At 73.9% G+C, this 18,525-nt stretch carries 8 protein-coding genes; 1 reads left to right on the forward strand and 7 read right to left on the reverse strand.

The genetic code is table 11. The features are described from left to right. The first annotated feature begins 144 nt into the window (after positions 1 to 144). A complete protein-coding gene (locus H566_RS0115455; protein WP_028312141.1) occupies positions 145 to 1,323 on the forward strand; it encodes an acetyl-CoA C-acetyltransferase in 1,179 nt (392 codons plus the stop codon). Positions 1,324 to 1,461: 138 nt separating this feature from the next. On the opposite strand, the gene H566_RS0115460 is transcribed toward H566_RS0115455, so the two are convergent. From H566_RS0115460 to H566_RS30410, 7 genes are all read right to left on the reverse strand, one after another. Then, a complete protein-coding gene (locus tag H566_RS0115460) occupies positions 1,462 to 2,751 on the reverse strand; it encodes a lipopolysaccharide biosynthesis protein (protein WP_051378833.1) in 1,290 nt (429 codons plus the stop codon). Further along, the gene (locus H566_RS0115465; protein WP_028312143.1) at positions 2,748 to 4,772 is read right to left on the reverse strand and encodes an HAD family hydrolase; all 2,025 of its coding nucleotides are present in this window, start codon (positions 4,770 to 4,772) and stop codon (positions 2,748 to 2,750) included. The genes H566_RS0115460 and H566_RS0115465 overlap by 4 nt, the downstream gene beginning before the upstream one ends. A gap of 198 nt (positions 4,773 to 4,970) precedes the next feature. Beyond that, positions 4,971 to 7,235 carry a site-2 protease family protein gene (locus tag H566_RS0115470; protein ID WP_245591377.1) on the reverse strand — a complete coding sequence of 755 codons (2,265 nt, stop codon included), beginning with the start codon at positions 7,233 to 7,235 and terminating at the stop codon, positions 4,971 to 4,973. Then, positions 7,220 to 8,725 (reverse strand): efflux RND transporter periplasmic adaptor subunit, encoded by a 1,506-nt coding sequence (locus tag H566_RS0115475; RefSeq protein ID WP_028312145.1) that lies wholly within the window; start codon positions 8,723 to 8,725, stop codon positions 7,220 to 7,222. The genes H566_RS0115470 and H566_RS0115475 overlap by 16 nt, the downstream gene beginning before the upstream one ends. A 58-nt stretch (positions 8,726 to 8,783) precedes the next feature. Further along, positions 8,784 to 9,602 (reverse strand): efflux RND transporter periplasmic adaptor subunit, encoded by an 819-nt coding sequence (locus H566_RS0115480; protein WP_028312146.1) that lies wholly within the window; start codon positions 9,600 to 9,602, stop codon positions 8,784 to 8,786. After that, the gene (locus tag H566_RS25590) at positions 9,603 to 11,159 is read right to left on the reverse strand and encodes a TolC family protein (protein ID WP_034411888.1); all 1,557 of its coding nucleotides are present in this window, start codon (positions 11,157 to 11,159) and stop codon (positions 9,603 to 9,605) included. It lies immediately after the preceding gene. 61 nt (positions 11,160 to 11,220) lie between these two features. Then, a partial coding sequence (locus H566_RS30410) for a putative Ig domain-containing protein (RefSeq protein WP_028312147.1) occupies positions 11,221 to 18,525 on the reverse strand: 7,305 nt, incomplete at its 5' end.

The following is an 18,525-nucleotide window of genomic DNA, read 5'->3' on the forward strand; positions in this document are numbered from 1 at the left end:
GTCGCTTTCCGGTCACGGGGGCAATTGCTGTGTTGCCGGGCGAAGCCCTTGCCAAGCATGCAAACTGGCAGGCCAGTGTGGCACCGCGTCATGAGAGAGGGCGCCGCCGCCTGCATTCATCGGAAGAAACCATAGGAGAACAGCATGACCGACATCGTCATCGTCGCCGCCGCGCGTACCGCCGTGGGCAAGTTCGGGGGTTCGCTGGCCAAGGTACCGGCCGCCGAGCTGGGCGCGACCGTCATCCGCGGTTTGCTTCAGAAGACCGGCGTGGCCGGGGAACAGATCGGTGAAGTCATCCTCGGCCAGGTGCTCACCGCCGGTTGCGGCCAGAACCCGGCGCGCCAGGCCGTGATCGGCTCGGGCCTGCCCCAGGCCGTGCCCGGCATGACCATCAACAAGGTCTGCGGCTCGGGCCTCAAGGCCGTGACGCTCGCCGCCCAGGCCATCCGCGACGGCGACAGCGACATCATCATCGCCGGCGGCCAGGAGAACATGAGCGCCAGCCCGCACGTCCTGCCCAACTCGCGCGACGGCATGCGCATGGGCGACTGGAAGCTGGTCGACACCATGATCAACGACGGCCTGTGGGACGTGTACAACCGCTACCACATGGGCATCACGGCCGAGAACGTGGCCAAGCAGTACGGCATCACGCGTGAGCAGCAGGATGCGCTGGCGCTGGCCTCGCAGCAGAAGGCCGCCGCCGCCCAGGACGCGGGCAAGTTCAAGGACGAGATCGTTCCGGTCAGCATTCCGCAGCGCAAGGGCGACCCGATCCTCTTCGATACCGACGAGTTCCTGAACCGCAAGACCAACGCCGAAGCTCTCGCCGGCCTGCGTCCGGCCTTCGACAAGGCGGGCTCGGTCACGGCGGGCAATGCCTCGGGCATCAACGACGGCGCCGCCGCCGTCATGCTCATGAGCGCCAAGAAGGCCGCCGAACTCAATTTGCCGGTGCTCGGCCGCATCGCCAGCTACGCCAGCGCCGGTCTCGACCCGGCCATCATGGGCATGGGCCCGGTGCCCGCCAGCAAGAAGGCGCTCGCCCGCGCCGGCTGGAGCGCCGCCGACCTCGACCTGCTCGAAATCAACGAAGCCTTCGCGGCCCAGGCCTGCGCGGTGCACAACGAGATGGGCTGGGATCTGAGCAAGGTGAACGTCAACGGCGGCGCCATCGCCATCGGCCACCCGATCGGCGCGTCGGGCTGCCGCATCCTGGTCACGCTGCTGCATGAAATGCAGCGCCGCGATGCGAAGAAGGGCATCGCCAGCCTGTGCATCGGCGGCGGCATGGGCATCGCGCTGACGATCGAGCGCTGATCCGTGGCTTCCGGCGCTTCGGCGCCGGAGCGGTGATGACGGCCGGTTCGCCTTCGGGCGGCCGGCCGTTTTTCATTGGGCGCGCCGGGCTGGACCGAGTCCGAGCCGGAGCGCCACGAAGCGACCGGCCCGACCGGTTCAGCGCGCCTGCCGTGCCGTGTCCGCGTCGCCGGTCGCGTCCCTGCGGCCGAGCAGTTGGCCGAGCAGCCCCGCGCGCCGGATGCCCGCCAGCACCAGCCCGAGCAGCACGATCTCGCCCGCGAGCCGCGCCGCCGCCATGCCGAGCGCGCCCCAGTGGCTCGCGAGCGGCACGGCACAGCCGAGGTTGACCAGCGCGCTCACGATCGCGGCGCGCGCGAGCGTGCCGTCCTGCTGGCGCGGGATGAGGAAGTAGTTGCCGAGCACCTGCGTGGCGGCCGCGACCGGCAGCACGAAGGCCAGCAGCCGCAGCACCGGCACCGCGCCCTCGAAGCGCGCGCCGACCAGCAGCCCGATCACGAGCGGCGCCGCCGCCAGCGTGACCAGCAGCGCCAGCAGCGCCCCGCCCGCGAACACCGCCAGGATGCGTCGCGTCGCGCGGTTGGCCGCGTCGGGGTCGTCGGCGACGAGGCGGGTGATGCGCGGAAACAGGATCTGGCTCGCCGGCCCCATCAGGCTCAGGCCGGCGCTGATGAGCCGCTCGGCCACGCCGAAGGCGCCCACCTCGCCCGCCGGCGCCAGCAGCGACAGCAGATAGGTGGACGAGGTGATGAGCAGCACCGAGGTGCCGCTGTAGATGAACAGCGTCGTGGACTGGCGTACCGCGTCGGCGCCGGCCGCCAGCGTCGGCCGCGCGCCGGCGAACTCGGCGCGCACGAGCCAGTAGGCGATCCCGAGCTGGCCCAGGCAGGACAGCAGCAGCAGCCACAGCACGAGGCTCGCATCCTCGGGACCGCGCACGCAGCCGAGCAGCAGCGCCAGCGACAGCGCGAAGCCGAACACCTCGATATGCACGCTGGTGCGCGCGCGCTGCGTGGCCGTGTAGTACCAGCCGAGGTTGAAGCCCGCCGAGCAGCCCAGCAGCAGCACCGCCAGCGCCGCGCCCGGCAGGCCCGACAGCACCGGCGACGCCGACAGCGCGACCGCGCCCGTCAGCGCCACCGGCAGCGCGAGCAGTAGCCGGCCCGACAGCTGCCCGGCCAGGATGCGCGCGCGCGTGGGCCGGTCGTCGCCGGCAAGCGCCGTGTCGCGCCCGCCGAGGCTGGGCAGGCCCCAGGTCACGAGCATCCACAGCGTGTTCGACAGCGACAGCCCCGCCATCACCGTGCCGTAGCCCTCGGCGCCGAGCGTGCGGCCGTAGAACGGCAGCAGCACCAGCGGATAGAGATAGCGGAAGGCGTAGGCGAGATAGACCGCGAGCAGGTCGGTGCGCAGGCGGGGCGACATCATCGGAAGCAGGCACGCGCCGCGTAGCCGAGCCACATCGCCAGTTGCAGCGGCCGGTAGGCGAGCGGGAAGGAGCGCACCGCCGCGCCGGCGCGCCAGAGCGAGCGCTTGACGGCGCGCAGCCGCGCGGCCGGCGGCCCCGAGGCGCAGGCCGGGTCGATGACCGGCGCGCTTTCGCCGCGCCCGAAGTCCATCGAGCGGTCGTCGAGCGCGAGCGTGGCGAGCGCGGCGCCGCCCGGAAACATGACCGTGGTTTCGAGCCGGCGCGCGGCCAGACGCAGACGCGGCGCATGCGCGGCGAGCGCGCACGGGTCGGCCAGGTCGTCGATGTAGTCGAGCACGCCCGCGAAGCCGGGGTTGGGCATCGCGTCGAGGCGCGCGCGCCAGTCTTCGATCTCGAGGTTGGCGCGCGGCGCGTCGTCGGGGCCGCGCGCGAAGCGGCGCACGCTCGGCAGCGCCGGCTCGACCAGGCTCTCGACCAGATGCCAGAAGGCGAGCACCGACGACAGCGCGTCGCCCGGCCGATAGCCGTCGCGCTCGGTGAGCAGCCCCGTGACCTGGGCGAAATGCGCGCGGCCGAGGTGCTTGTAGTCGGAGCGCGCGAGCAGCACGCAATGCGTGCGCGGCGCGAGGCCGCTGTCGCGCAGCATCTTGAGGGTGCTGCCGTAGAGGCCGGTGTCGCAGACGATGACGGCCCCGGCATCGGCGGTGAGCGCGGCCCAGTGCTCGCGGAACAGCGCGGCCTGCTCCAGCACGCGGGCGCGCAGCGCGGACTCGCGGCCGTCGCGGATGGCGGCGATGAGGTCGCGCACCGTGGCGTGCTCGCGCACCGGCGCGAGGTCGGCGCCGGCCAGGGCGCAGGCGACGGCATCGACCTGGCCGGCGCCGAATTCGTACTCGATCTCGCCGACGAGGCTGTCGCCGCCGTGGGCGAGGACGTCGCGCGCGGCGATGAGGCGCGACACCATCAGCGGGCGCAACCGCGCGCGTGGCGTGATGCCGAGGGCGGCCAGGTAGCGCTCGTACAGCCGCATGAGGCCGAGTCCGCCGCGCGCGCAGAACAGCGCCACGGCGCGGCCCTCGATCGCGGCCGCCTGCTCCAGATAGATGTGCAGGCGCCGGCAGTACTCGGCGAAGACCGGGCCGAGCACGTCGCGGGCGAAGGCGTCGCGCGCTGCGGGGTCGGCGCGTGCCGGCATCGGCGTCTGCGTTTGCGTTGGCGAGGGCGAGGGCGAGGGCGAGGGCGAGGGCGAGGGCGAGGGCGAGGGCGAGGGCGAGGCGCGCCACAGGCCGGTGCGCAGCGTCAGCCGTGCGAGGGCGGCGTCGGCGCGGCGGCGCAGCTTGTGGCTGCGCGGCCGGTCGCGGTGCAGCGCATGCATGCCGAGGCGGCGCGGCTGGTCGTGGTCGGCGAGGCGGTCGTCGCCGACATGCGCGATGCGTCCGGGCGCGACGCCGGCGAGCGCGGCCACGGCCGGGAAGATCGAGCCGTCGCGCTTGGTGAGCTGGAGGTCGGCGCTCGAATGCACGGCCGCCAGCGGCGGCAGGCCGGGGCAGACGGCGTCGATGAGCCGGCGCAGCTGTTCGCCGCTCAGCAGGGTGTCGCTCACCACGCGCACCGGCATGCCGCGCGCGGCCAGCGTTTCGAGTTCGGCGACGAGCCGCGGATTGGGCCGCAGGCATTCGCGCTCGACTTCAAGCTCGCAGTCGATCCAGTCGGCCGCGTGCCGGGCCGGGATGCCGGCCTGGGCGAGCAGCGTGGTCACCACGTCGTCGAGCCTGACCTCGCCATGGCCGGCCACGGCGCAGGCCCGGAAGGCGAGGCGCTCGATGTCGCGGCGCTGGCGCGCGAGCACGGCCGGATGCCGTTCGAGACCGGCGGCGGCGAGGCGCTGGCAGAAGCGACGCGCGATCCTGGCGAGCCGTCGCGGCGCCGAGCTGGCGTCGCGCAGCATCAGGGTGTCGAAGGCGTCGATCGTGAGGAGCTGGCAGTCGCTGGCCTGGAGGAGATCGACGACGGAGGGCATGGATGGGAGGCTCCGCCCCCGTCTGGCGGGGGGCTGAAAAGTGCGGCCGATTATGGCCGCGGGCTTTTCGGCGGCGCCGGGCATTCCACACACAACGCCGTGGCGGAGGCGGCGCTTTTCCCGGGGAAGCGGGCCGTCATGCGGCGTTGAAAGTTCCCGCAAAGGCTGGCGGTCGTTGCTCCGCTCCGGTGTGCCCCGTCAGAGCGCCGCCTCGCTCGCGACCGCCGTCCATGCCGCCTTGAGCATGCGGCCGAGCAGGCTGCGGCCTTCGCCGCGCACGCGCGCGACGCCGGTCATCTCGCTCACGGGCAGGGTCGCGTCGTCGCAGGACTCGAAGCGCAGGCGGAACAGCGGCTCGGTCGGGATGAGCGCGTCGCGGGTGCGCTGGACCGCGATCGGGCCGCCGAAGGTCGAGGCGAGGGCGGGAGCGTCGAGCGCGGGCAGGCGCAGCCGGTCGATCGCGCCGAGCGTGCAATGCACGGCGGGCGCCTCGGCGCGGTCGGCGATGAACACCACGCGCGCGCCAGCGCTCAGGCGGCCGAGCGACGCTTCATCGACGAAGGCGTCGCCGCGCCTCGGGCCGGGCGCGATCACGTCGAGCAGGCGCTCGCCGTTGGCGATGACGGTGCCGGGGCGCAGCGAGTCGGCCACATCCACCACGCGGCCGGTGACGGGCGCGGTGAGTTCGAGCCGCGCGACCAGTTGTTCGAGCGCCGCGACCTGCTCGCGCGCCGCTTCCCATTGCTTGCGCAGCGCCTCGCCGCCTTGCAGCAGACCGGCGTCGAAGGGCTGGCGCTCGACCTGCCAGCGCAGCGCGGCTTCGCGCACGCGGGCGCGGGCCAGATCTGCGTCGAGTTCGGGCGCGCGCAGGCGGGCGAGCGACTGGCCGGCCTTGACCTCGTCGCCGTCACGCACGAGCACTTCCGTCACCTCGGCCGGCGCGGGCGCGTACAGCCCTTGCGCCTCGCTCGCGCCCAGGCGGGCGGGCGCGCCCACGTCGCGCTGCCAGGGCAGCACGAGCGCCGCGAAGGCCAGCGCGAGCAGCGCGGCGGTGCGCTTGGTCGCGCGGTTCCAGCGCAGTTCGCCCGCGCGTTCGCGCCAGACCGTCACCTCGCTCCACACCGGCCGCGCGAGAAACCAGCCCAGCTCCACCGCCAGCAGCAGCAGCCCGAGCAGCTTGAAGAACAGGTGGTACACGAGCAGCGCGATGCCGAGAAACACCGTCGCGCGATAGACCCAGGTGGCGAAGGCGAAGCCGGTGACGAAGCGCTCGCGCCCGCGCGGCAGCCGCTCGGGCGGCGGATCGTCCCAGCCGAACAGCGCCCACCGCAGCGCCCGGCGGCCGAAGGCGAAGGCGCGGTCGTGCAGATTGGGCATGCCGAGCGCGTCCGACAGCAGGAAGTAGCCGTCGAAGCGCATGAAGGGGCTGGCGTTGATGGCGAGGGTTGCCACCCAGGTGGTGGTGGCGAGCAGGAAGGCGCCGGCGCGCAACGGCCCGTCGGGCAGGAAGCTCCACGCGAGCGTGGCGATGACGGCCAGCACCAGCTCGGCCGCCATGCCGGCCGCGCCGATCGCAAGCCGGTGGCGGCGCGCCGGCAGCTTCCAGGCGTCGGACGTGTCGGTGTAGAGCACCGGCACCATCACCAGAAAGGCGACGCCCATCGCCGGCACGCGGCAGCCGAAGCGGCGCGCGGTGAGCGCATGGCCGAACTCGTGCAGCACCTTGGCGAAGCCGAGCGCCGCGCCCACGCCCGCCAGCCCCTGCCAGCCGGCATAGGCCGCGAAGGTGTGGGTGAAGGCGTCCCAGCGCTGCATCACGAGGCCGACGCCGAGCAGCGCCAGCGCCGCGACCAGCCAGGCGAAGCGCGCGCTGCATGCGAAATCGAAGGCCGGTGCAAGCCTTTGCAGCAACGGCTCGGGCCGCAGCAGCGGCACGCGGATGAACAGGTAGTGCTTGAGCAGCCACATCGCATGGCCGAGCCTGCGCGCGCGGGCGAGGCGCACGAGCCGCGCGGTCGCCTCGGGCGAGCCGGTGGCGAGCAGGCTGTGACGCGCGAGGAAGTCGCCCACGGCCTTCACGTCGGCGGGCGTGATGGCGAGCGTGGTGCGCGCGTTGACCGCCGCGACGATGGCCTCGGCCGTGCCGAGCCGCCAGCGCGAGACGATCTCGAACGCCGCCCAGCCAAGCTGGAAAAAGCGGTTGGACGCCGGATCGTGCAGCGTCCAGCTCGGCGCGCCGTCGGGCTGGCGCGCGCCGGGGTGCAGGCCGAGGTCTTCGCGCAGGCGCGGCAGTGCTTGCGGCTGGCTGCCGGCGAGCATCGCGGCGGTGATGGGGATGCCGGCGGCGGCCATGTCGGCGGGGGACATCGCGCGGGCGTCGCCGGCCATCGCGCCGCCGGTCATCGCGCGGGCGTCGGGCGTGCCGGCGCCGAGGCCGCCCGCGCCCATCACAGCCCCAGCCATTGCCGCGCCACCGTCAGCGGCCGGCGCAGCGCGAACCACGCGAGCGGCGCCCAGTCGCCATGCACGCGCGCCGTGCCGACCTGGCCGATGCGCGGCGGCGTCTCGCCGTCGTCGAAGCGCGCCTGCAGGCGGAAGGCGAGCACGCCGTCCTCGCCCGGTTCGGCGCGCCAGGCCACGCGCGTGACCGTGGCCGAATAGCTCTCGCCCGGCGCGGCATTGGGATAGAGCGTGAGCCGCGTGCCCGGCGCGACGCGGATCGATTCCGACGCCGGCAGCCAGGCCGCGAGTTCGACATGCGCCGGATCGGCCAGCGTCATCACCTTCTCGCCGACCTGCACCGCGCGGCCGACCCAGTCGTCGCGGTCGGAAAACACCACCACGCCGGCGCGCGCTGCGGTCACGCTCAGGCGGTCGAGCTGGCGCGCGGTGGTCTCGGCCTCGATGGCCTTCTCGTCGAGGCGGGCGCGGTCGAGCGCCATGTCGAGCTTGCCCTTGTCGTCGGTGACGGCGCGCTGGGCGCTCTGGCGCCAGGCTTCCTCGGCGGCTTCGCGCGCGCGGCGGGCGAGCGCGGTCTGGCCGGCGAGCGCGGTGGCGTCGAGGCCGAACAGCGGCGCGCCGGCCGCGACGCGCTGGTTGGGCAGCACGTCGATGCGGTCGATCACGCCGGTGAGCGGCGCGCGCACGAGAAAGGGCTCCTCGGGCACGACCTCGCCGCGCGCGAGCACCGTCATGCGCACTGGCATGCAAGCGATTGCAACGGCGGCGGCGATGAGCCAGCGCCGACGCCTGCCGGCGCCGATCCAGTCGCCCGCGCGCTCGCGCCAGCCGCGCTGCGGCGCGAAGCGCGATTGCGCATGGGCGTAGGCGTTGGCCAGCTCGGTCGCAAGCGGCAGCTCGGCCTCGGTGAAGGGCTCGTCGCGCGCGAGCAGCAGCGCGCCGGTGCCGAACCGGCCGGGCGGGTCGAGGCGCAGCCACAGCGCGTGGGCGGGCAGCCAGTGCGGCCAGTCGGCGGCGAGGTCGGGCGGCAGGCTGGCGGCGGAGAGGGCGAGGGCGCGGGGTGGCGCGGCAGTGCCGCCGGACGTTGCGCCGGGCACGCCGGGTGCGGCCATCGCGCCGGGTGCGCCGGTTGCCGGCATGGCGCCCGGCGCGGCCGCCTTCACCGCGCCGCCGGCCGGCAAGCCGTCGGCGGCGGCCATCCCCGCCCTCGGCAGCGCGCGAAACAGCGTGCCGAGCCATTGCACATAGGGCGCGGTCGGATCGGTCTCGGCCAGCCCCGACAGCGCGCTCACGCGGCCGAGCGCGCCGATCGCACCGTCGCGCCACAGCGCGGCCTGGCGATAGGGCAGCAGCCGTTGCGTCTCGTTGACGATGACGAAGCCGAGCGCGTCTTCGGCATCGGCCTCGCGCGCGCGTCGCATCAGCAGCACGAGGGTGGCGAGTTCGCGCGCGCGGTCGGTGGCGGCGGGGGCGCGCTGGTCGGCGGCGTTCATGGCTGTGTCCGGTGACGGCGCGCGCGAGCGGACCGCGCGCGCCTGCGACGGGTGGCCGTCACTTCGGGAACACGGCCCAGCCGCTCATGCCGGGCAGCAGGGCGGCGGTGTCGCCGTCGACGGCGCCGGTCACGGGCAGCGACTGGCTCACCGGGTCGATCTGCGCGCCGAGCCTCACCACATGCGCCGGAAAGCTCCGCCCCAGCTCGTCGATCTCGATGCTGAACTTCGTGCCCGGCTTGAGCCATGCGAGCCACCGGCTCGGCACGATCAGCTTCAGCTCCAGCGTGCCGGTCTCGACGATGTCGAGAATGGGCGTGCCCGGCGCCACCACCTGGAAGCTCGCCGCCTGCCGCTTGGCCACGCGCCCGGCAAACGGCGCCGACACGCTGCACTTGGTGAGCATGGTCTGCATGTAGCTCACCTCGGCCTGCGCCTCCTTGGCGCGCGCCTCGGCCTGATCCACCTCCAGCTTGCTGATCGAGTTGAGTTCGACCAGCCGCGCATTCACCTTCACCTGCTGGCGCGCGGCGTCGAGCGTGGCCTGGGCCTTGTCGAGCTGGGCGCGCTGGGCGCTGCAATCGAAGCTCGCGAGCAGCTGCCCGCGCTTGAAGCTGCCGCCCTCCGGCACCGGCAGCGCGGTGATGCGCGCGCCGATCTCGCTCGCCACCGTCACTGCGTTGGGCGAGGCCAGCTGGGTGCGGATGCGGTTGTCGGGCGGCGCGTCGGCAGCGCCGGCGGCGGGCGCCGCGAGCGCGGCGGCGAGCGCCAGGGTCAGCGGCGCCAGCGCCTTCACGGGCGCCTTCCGTGCGACCGGAAGCGCGCGCGGCCCCGCCTTGAGCGCGGCAAGCTGCGCCGCGCGAACTGCCTTCAACATTTACTTGGTCTCCGTGCCTGCCAGACGGGCCTGCCAGCGCGATTCGGCGCCGGCGAAGGCCTGGGCCAGCGAGGCTACATCCTGACCGGCGGCTTCATTCGGGAAGGCGTCGATGCCGAGCGAGGCGCCGATCTGGCCGTAGGCGTTCTGCAGGTCGCCATAGGTCTGGTACTGGCGCAGCTGCGACAGCACCGCATTGGCGCCGGCGAGGATGGATTGCAGCTTCGCCTGGGCATTGGCCTCCACCGCGTTCTCGGTCTGGCCGAGGATGCGCTGCTCCACATTCGCCAGCTCGCTTTCGAGTTCGAACTGGCGGCGCTTGGCGTCGTAGTCGGCCCAGGCCACATGCACCTGCGTGAGCACCGCCATGCCGAGCGCCACCTTCTGTTCGCGCGCCACGGCCAGTTGCGCGTCGGCCGCGCCGCGGATCGTCTTGTGGTTGAACACGTTGAGCAGGTTCCAGCTCACGCGCAGGCCGGCGTCGGCCCAGCCCTGGTTCACGAGGTAGCGGTTGCTGTCGTAGTGGTCGCCGATGCTCAGCTCCAGGCCCGGCAGCAGCTTGGCGACGGCCTTGCGCGTCTCGGCCACGCCGATGCGCTCGTTGTAGCGCGCCTCGACCAGTTCGGGCCGGTTGGCGAGCGCGAATTCCTCGGCCTTGTCGAGCGCGACGCCGAGTTCGGGCACCGCGAGCGAGGCCGGCGGGGCGATGTCGAACTTCTGGCCCGGCGTGAGATTCATGAGCGCGGCGAGGCGCGGCTTGGCCTGGGCGAGATTGCCGCGGATCTGCGTGAGCTGGCGGATCACGTCGAGCAGCTGGCGCTGGTAGGCGAGGGTTTCGAGCACCGGGCGCAGGCGCTCGTTCTCGACCGCGCGGGAATCGGCCAGCGCCGCATTGGCCTTGCGCAGCAGCGCGTCGATCGGCGCTTCGAGGCGCTGGGCGGCGAGCGCCTGCCACCAGAGCTGGCGCGTCTGCTGCACGACCTGATGGGCGACGCGGCGGCGACGCTCCTGGAGGATGAGGGCGCGGTCGGCCTGCTGCTGGGCCGAGTACCAGCTCACGCCGAAGTCGAGCACGTTCCAGCTCAGGCCGAGGTCGGCGTTGATCCGGGTGCGTTCCGACGAGTAGGACGGCACCAGTGATTGCCGCCCCGTGACCGCGTCCACCGACGACGAGGCGAGGTCGTTGCTGCGCGCGGTGTAGCCGGCGCCGGCCACCACCTTGGGCAGCAGGTCGAGGCTGGCGAGGTCGAGCTGGCGCTGGCCGAGCGCCTCTTCCATGAGCTTGACGCGGTAGTCGAGGTTGTACTTGACGGTGCGCGCGAAGGCTTCCTCCAGCGTGACGGGCGCGTCGGGCGCCTGCTGGCCCGAGACGAGGGCGGCGTGCTCCTCGGCGGCGGCGCTGCGCAGCGCGTCCCGGTCGAGCGGGCGCGGCGTGACGGCGCAGCCCGAGACGAGCGCGATCGCGGCGGCGATCGGCAGCAGGCGCAGGCCGCGCGCGGCGGTGCTGGCGCGGGCGGCGGCGGCGCGGGACGGGGTGGCGAGCGTGGCGGTGGTCATGGCCTGCGGTCCTTCTTATGGGGCGTGGTTCTTGGCGTGTTGGGGGCGATGCATGGCTGCCTCAGAGCCGGGTGACGGCGCCGAGCAGCGCGGCGAGTTCGTCGGCGAAGCCCGCGTCGCCGTGGCGGTCGAGCTGGTGGCTGAGCGGCGCGCGGGCGGCGTGGGCCGTGGCCTCGGCCGGGGTGTGTGGCGACCGGGCCGTGGCGCGTTGCGCTGGCGTGATGCCGGCCGACGCATGACGGTCGGCCGGTGCGGCGTCGCGGTCGGCGTCGGGCCGGGTAGCCAGGTCGCCGAGCAGCGCCGCGAGCGCGAGCTGGTCGGCCTCGGTCGGCAGCGCGGCGCGCGTGCTGCCGAGGCTGATCTCGATCTCGGTCGAGACCATGTGGCCCTGGCTGTCGCGCAGCAGCACCTGGATGCGCACGCGGCCCGTGAGGCCCGGCGGCACCGTGCCGCTGAAGCGGCCGGTGAGCGGATCGAAGCGCAGCCAGGCCGGCAGCGGCTGGCCGTTGGACTGGCGCGCGCTGAGCGTGAGCTGGGCCTGCGGATCGCGCACGACGAAGCTGCCGTCCGGAATGCCGAACGACACCGTGCGCCCCGCGCCGATGCTGAAGCTGCCCGAGAACGGCCGCGCCGCGAGCGGCTGGTCGAGCGCCGGGTTGAACGACAGCGCGACGATGCCGTCGTCGGTCGGGCGCGGCGCGGGCGGCGGCACGAACGCGGGTGGCGGCACCGGGATGCTGCTGTCGGTCGGCAGCGCCGTGACGGGCAGCAGCACGGGCGCCGAGCTGACCGGCACGAGGGGCGCGGGCATCGGCGCGGGAGCGGGCGGCGCGGGTGGCGCCGGAGGCGGCGTGACCGGCACGACCGCCTCGACATGGGTGTAGGCCGGGCTGGTCGCATCGGCGGCGAGCGTGTTGCCCGCCGTGTCGGCGATGCCGCTGCCGGCCGCGACCAGACGCAGCGCGACGCTGCCATTGCCGGCCACGTTGTCCACGGTCACGACCCAGGTGCGCGCATCCACCTGCGTCAGTCCGGTGATGCGGCCGGTGGCCGAATCGCCGAGCACGAGCGCGAGGTCGGCCGGGTCGAGCCCGCTCACGCCCTCGCTGAACCGGATCTGGAAGCGCAGCGTGCCGGTGCCGGTGGTCTGGGCGTCGAGCAGGGTGATGGCATCGACCGTCGGCAGGCCGTGATCGACCGCCACCGGCGTGCCGGTCGCGCCGCCGCTCACCGCGTTGCCGGCGGCATCGGTGATGCCGGTGCCGCTCGCATCGAGATCGACCGCGAGCGTGCCGTCGCCGCCGGCCGCGACCGTGACGATCCAGGTCTTGCCGCCGTCGGTGCTGCGCACGCCGGTGATGCTGCCGCTGGCCGAGCCGGTGCCGCGCACCGTGAAGTCGGCGGCATCCACGCCGCTCACCGCCTCGTCGAAGACGACGGTGAAGTCGAGGCTCGTGGCGTTGGTGGGGCCGGCGGTGCCGGTGGCGGGCGTGCCCGCCGTCGGCGCCTGGCCGTCGATGGCGATCGCGGCCGTGCCGACGCCATGCAGCGCCGGATTGGCCGGGTTGCCGAGCGCGTCGCGCACCGTGGCGCCGTTGAAGTCGAGGTTGCCCGCGAGGCTGATGCCGTCGCCCGACACGCCGGCCGGCAGCACCAGCCGGAAGCCGAGCGCGTTGCCGCCGCTGCCGCCCACGTAGGTCGCATAGACCGTGGTGCCGCCGATGCTGACCGCGATGCGCGGCGTGCCGCCCGAGGTGTCGAGCGTGACCGCCTCGCTCAGGTTGACGGTGAAGTCGAGCGTGTTGCCGGCGCCGTAGAGGCCGTCGGCCGGCAGCGTGACCGAGGTGACGACCGGCGCGACGCCGTCCACCACCACCGGCGTGCCGCCGTCGAGCGGGCCGCTGCCCGAGGGCGTCGGCAGCGCGAGCACCGCATTGCTGCCGGTGGCGTTGCGCAGCGTCGCACCGTTGAGCGAGAGCGCATTGCCGCCGGCGAGCGCGAGGTCGGCCGTGCTGTCGCCGGCCAGCACGGTGTAGCCGAACACCAGCTTGCCGCCGTCGCTGCTGACGAGCGTGGCGAGCCGCGTCGTGCCGCCCACGTTCAGCGCGAGCGTGGGCGAGCCGCCGGTGGTGTCGAGCACGAGCGCCGAGTCGTAGTCCACTTCGATCAGCACCGTGTCGCCGGCCTTGTAGCCGTTGTCGTCGCCGACGAGGCTGACGCCGGTGGCGCGCGGCGCGGCGCTGACCGCGATGTCGATGCTCGTGTCGGCCACGAGCGCCCCACCGCTGCCGCTGTTGCCGAGGTCGTTCAGTACCAGGCCGATCGACGCCGCGCCGTGATAGCCGGCCGCCGGCGAGAACACCAGGCCGTCGAGCGCGGCGCGCAGGGCGGCGAGGTTGCCCTCGATGACGAGGCTGGCGTCGGCCGTGCCGTCGCCGCTGAGGAAGCTGATGCCCGCGAGGCTGCCGAGCGTGAGCGTGCCGTGGCTGGCGGTGAGCGTCAGCCGCAGCGGGCCATCGCCGGCGTCGATGTCGGCGAGCGTGATGGCATTGCCCGTCGCGCTGCCGAAGCTGACCGACAGGCCCTCGCCCACGTCGGCATCGGCCGGCGCGGTGACGGTCGGCGCGTCGTTGACGGCGGCGATGTCGAGCACGACCTCGGCCGTCGCGACGAGCGAGCCGCCGCCGATGTTGCCGCCGTCGTCGAAGCGCACCGACAGCGCCACCTCGCCGTTGGCGTTCGGCGCGGCGGTGTAGCTCAGGTTGCCGGCCGCGAGCCAGGCATTGAGCCTGTTGAGCTGGCCGGTGAGCGTGACCGTGCCGTCGGCCGCCGTGGTGATGGTCACGCCCTCGCCGGGCGCGGCGGTGAGCATGCCGCTCGGCACGCTGAAGCTGACGCTGACCGGGCCCGGCACCATCACCGCGAGCGGCGTCGCGCCGCCCGAGGCGATGGTGACGATGAGGTCGCCATCCACGTCGCGCAGCTCGATGCCGGTGATGACGACCGAGCCGTCCTCGTCGAGCGACAGGCGGTCGGGCACGACGAGCGTGGGCGCGTCGTTCACGTCGGTGACGGACAGCGTCGCGCCGGCGGTGGTGGCCGAGGTCGCGCCGTCGGCGCCGGGCGCGCCGGCATCGACCGTGCCGCGCGTGGCGCCGTCGGTGAGCGTGCCGGCGCTGGCATCCCAGGCGACGAAGTTGATCGACGCGAGATCCGCCTCGATGCCGTCCGGCGTGTAGCGCAGCAGGCCGTACTGGCCGAGCGTGAGCGCCGCGTCGGCGCTGACCGCGCCGACCGCGTGCCAGGTGGCGCCGCTGTCGGTGCTGTACTGCCACTGGCCCCGACCCGAGGTGAAGGTGACGGCGAGGCCGAGGGCGGTGCCGGCATCGGCATCGCTGGCGCCGGCCGCCGCGAGCAGGTCGGCGACGCTGACGGTGCGCGCGGTGTCCTCGTCGGTGGGGTCGAGCGCGAAGCTGTCGTGATCGAGCACCGGCGCGTCGTTGACCGAGCTGACGGTGACGGTGCGGCCGCTCGTGCCGACCGGCGTGCCGCCGCCGTCATCGACCGTCACTTCGAAGCCGATGCTGCGCGTCGTGCCCGAGGGCAGGGCGTTGGCGGTGGGCGTGAACACGAGGCCGCGCAGCGCGGCCTGGATCGTGCCGCCGATGTTGTCGGTGCTGGCGAAGCCGCGGGTCCAGACGATGTCGTTGCCGCTGACGTCGCGCGTCCAGCCCGAGGTGCCGGCCGTGAAATCGCCGGCGCCGAGCGCGTCGGTGAGGGTGACGCTGACGGTCGCGCCCTGGGTGTCGGGATCGGTGACGACCAGCGACGCGAACGGCGCGGTGCTGCCGGTGTCGTCGATGGCGGTCGTGCCGCCGCCGCCCGCGAAGGCCGTCGTGTCGTTGACCGGGACGAGGCTGATGTCGGTCGCGCCGGTCGCGCCGGCGCCGCTCGCGGGCGTGAAGCGCCAGTCGAGGGTGGCCGACGCGGGTGGCGCGTCGGAGGCGTTGCTGTAGCCGATCTGGCGCAGCACCGCCTGCACATTGGCCAGGGTGGCGTCGGCGCCCGAGAAGTCGAGCACCAGCAGGCCGCCCGAGTTGCGGCTGACGCTGCCGACCGTCACGCCGTCCACCACCAGCGCCTGGCCTTCGGTGAGCGGGCCGAGCGTGCCGGTGGCGCCGAACAGGTCGCGCGCATCGGCGCCGGCATGGTTGACGAGGGTGACGCTCGCGCCGTCGAAGCCGGCCTCGGCCGATTCGGGGTCGAGCACGGTGAGGTCGGGCGCGAGCACCGTCGGCGCGTCGCCTTCCGTGTACGTCGACGCGTCGGGGAGGTTGCCGAGGCTGGCGGGCTGGTCGATGGCGCTGACGCCGATCGCGCGGCTGGCGCCGGCGCTCGAATCGCCGCCCGCGTCGGTGACGCTGAAGCTCACGGTGCGCGCGCCGTCGGCGACGAGCGCCGAGCCGTTGTCGAAGCTGACGGCGCGCAGCGCCGCCTGCCATTGCGCGAGCGTCGCGCCGCCGGCCGAGCTGAGCGTGAGCCGGCCGCTGCCGGCATCCCAGCTCGCGGCGATGTCGCCCATCGTCGCGCCGTCGTTGGCGAAGCCGAGCACGTCGCCGGCCGCGCGGCCGCCGGTGATGGCGACCGTGGCCGAGTCGATGGCCGGCTGGCCGTCGATGTCGGCGAGCGTGATGCCGCTGTCGATGACCACGGCGCCGCCCGCCTCGGTGAAGACGGCACTGCCGGCGCTGGTGGCGAGCGTGGGCAGGTCATTGACCTCGCCGACGGCAAGGCTGGCGCTGGCGAGGTCGGCCGAGAAGGCGGTGCCGCCGCCGCGCGTCGAGGCGTCGGCGTGGCTGACGCTGCCGGCCGTGCTGGCGGAGCCCGTGCTGCGGTCCCAGGCAGCGAAGCCGAGCGAGGCGGTCTCGCCGTGGAGGCCGTCGGGCGTGTAGCGCAGTTGCGTGGTGGAGGTGAACAGCGCGGCGCTGCTGGTGCTGACGCCGCCGACGGCGGTCCAGCTCGCACCGCCGTCGGTGCTGAACTGCCAGCTGCCGTTGCCGGACAGCGTGGTGACGGCGATCCCGCCGAGCGCGCCCGAGTCCGCATCGGCGAGACCGGCGTCGGCGAGCAGGTCGGCGACGGTGATGGCGGCGCTCGCCGTGTCCTCGTCGGTGCCGGCAAGCGTGAGCGTGGTGGTGGCGAGCGTCGGCGCGTCGTTCACGTCGCTGACGGCGAGGCTGGCGCTGGCGGTGGCGGTCGAGAAGGCGGTCGTGCCGCCGCGGGTGGTGGTGTCGGCGGTGTTGACGGCGGCGCCGGCACTGGCGCTGCCGCTGCTGCGGTCCCAGGCCGCGAAGCTCAGGCCGGCGGTCTCGCCCCGGTTGCCGTCGGGCACGTAGCGCAGCTGCGTGGTCGAGGTGAACAGCGCGGCGTTGCCGGCGCTGACGCTGCCGACGGCGGTCCAGGTGCCGCCGCTGTCGGTGGAGAACTCCCAGCTGCCGTTGCCGGTCAGCGCGGTGACGGCGATGCCGCCGAGCGCGCCCGAGTCCGCATCGGCGAGGCCGGCGTCGGCGAGCAGATCGGCGACGGTGTAGCTGACGGAGGTGTCCTCGTCGGTGCCGGCGAGGGTGAGCGTGGTGGTGGCGAGCGTGGGCGCGTCGTTGACATCGCTGACGGCGAGGGTCGCGGTATCGGTGGCGGTGGAGAAGGCGGTGCGCCCGCCGTGGGTGGTGGTGTCGGCGGTCGTGCCTTCGAGGCCGGCGGTGGCGCCGGACTGGTCCCAGGCGCGGTAGGTCAGGCTCGCGCCGTCGGCGTTGATGCCATCGGGCACGAAGCGCAGATGGTCGCTCGCGCGCAGCAGGAGCGCGGCCGAATCGCTCACGCCACCGACGGCGGTCCAGGTGGTGCCGTCGAGGCTGTATTCCCAGCTGCCGTTGCCGGCGTCGAGGCCGGTGATGGCGATGCCCTGCACCGCGCCGGTGTTGCCGTCGGTCACGCTGCTGCCGAGCAGGTCGGCCACCGTCTGCCCGGCGTTGGCACTGTCGTCCTCGGTGATGCCGGTGAAGGCGGGCGCCGTCGGTGTCAGCACCGGCGCCTTGGGCGATTCGGTGACCGTGACCGACACCGTGTCGCTGTCGTGGCTGTAGGCAGAGCTGCCGCCGGTCAGGTCCGCGCGGCTGCCGGCGCTGCCTTCGGTGCCGTCCCAGGCATGCAGGCCGAGCGCGGCCGGCGTGGTACCGGTGACGCCGGCCGAGGTCTGGAAGAACAGCCGCGTGCTGCCGTCATTGGCCAGCAGCAGCGCCGACGACTCGCTCACCGCGCCGAGCGCGTTCCAGCTGCTGCCGCCATCGGTCGTGTAGTACCAGGTGCCGAGCGCCTCGTCGGCGCTGCCGATGGCGACGCCGAGCGGCGTGTCGCCGTCGATGTCGCTCACGCCGCCCATGAAGTCGGCCAGCGACGAGCCGACCGCGCCGACCGGGGCGCCGGAGTCTTCCTCGATCGAGATGGCGAGCGTGGTGTCGGTCAGCACCGGCGCGTCGTTGACCGGCGTGACGCGGATGGTGGTGCTGTCGCTGTCGGTGAGCGCGCCGCCGCTGCCGTTGTTGCCGTTGTCGTCGGCGCTCACGGTGAGCGTGACGTCGGCGGTCGCGTCGGCGGCGGTGGTGAAGCTCACGCGGCCGGCGGCGAGGAAGCCGTTGATGTCGCCGAGCGGCGCCAGCAGCGTGATGGTGTCGGTGCCGTCGCCGTTGGCGATCACGCCGAAGCCGCTCACGCCGTGCAGCGTGCCGCTGTCCACATGCAGCGTGACGAGCCAGTTGCCGCCGCCCGCCGCATCCACGTCGCCCACGCTGATGCCGGTGAGCGCGGCCGGGACGTCCTCGGTGACGGTGAGGCTGCCGGGCACGGTGACGACCGGCGCGTCGTTCACGTCGCTGACGGCGAGGCTGGCGGTGGCGGTGGCGGTCGAGAAGGCGGTCGTGCCGCCGCGGGTGGTGGTGTCGGCGGTGTTGACGGTGGCGCCCGAGCTGGCGCTGCCGCTGCTGCGGTCCCAGGCCGCGAAGCTCAGGCCGGCGGTCTCGCCCCGGTTGCCGTCGGGCGTGTAGCGCAGCTGCGTGGTCGAGGTGAACAGCGCGGCGCTGCTGGCGCTGACGCTGCCGACGGCGGTCCAGGTGCCGCCGCTGTCGGTGCTGAACTCCCAGCTGCCGTTGCCGGACAGCGCGGTAACGGCGATGCCGCCAAGCGCGTCCGAGTCCACATCGGCGAGGCCGGCGTCGGCGAGCAGATCGGCGACGGCGTAGCTGACGGCCGTGTCCTCGTCGGTGCCGGTGAGCGTGAGCGTGGTGGTGGCGAGCGTGGGCGCGTCGTTGAC

Origin of the sequence: Derxia gummosa DSM 723 (assembly GCF_000482785.1) — a bacterium.
Lineage (GTDB): Bacteria > Pseudomonadota > Gammaproteobacteria > Burkholderiales > Burkholderiaceae_E > Derxia > Derxia gummosa.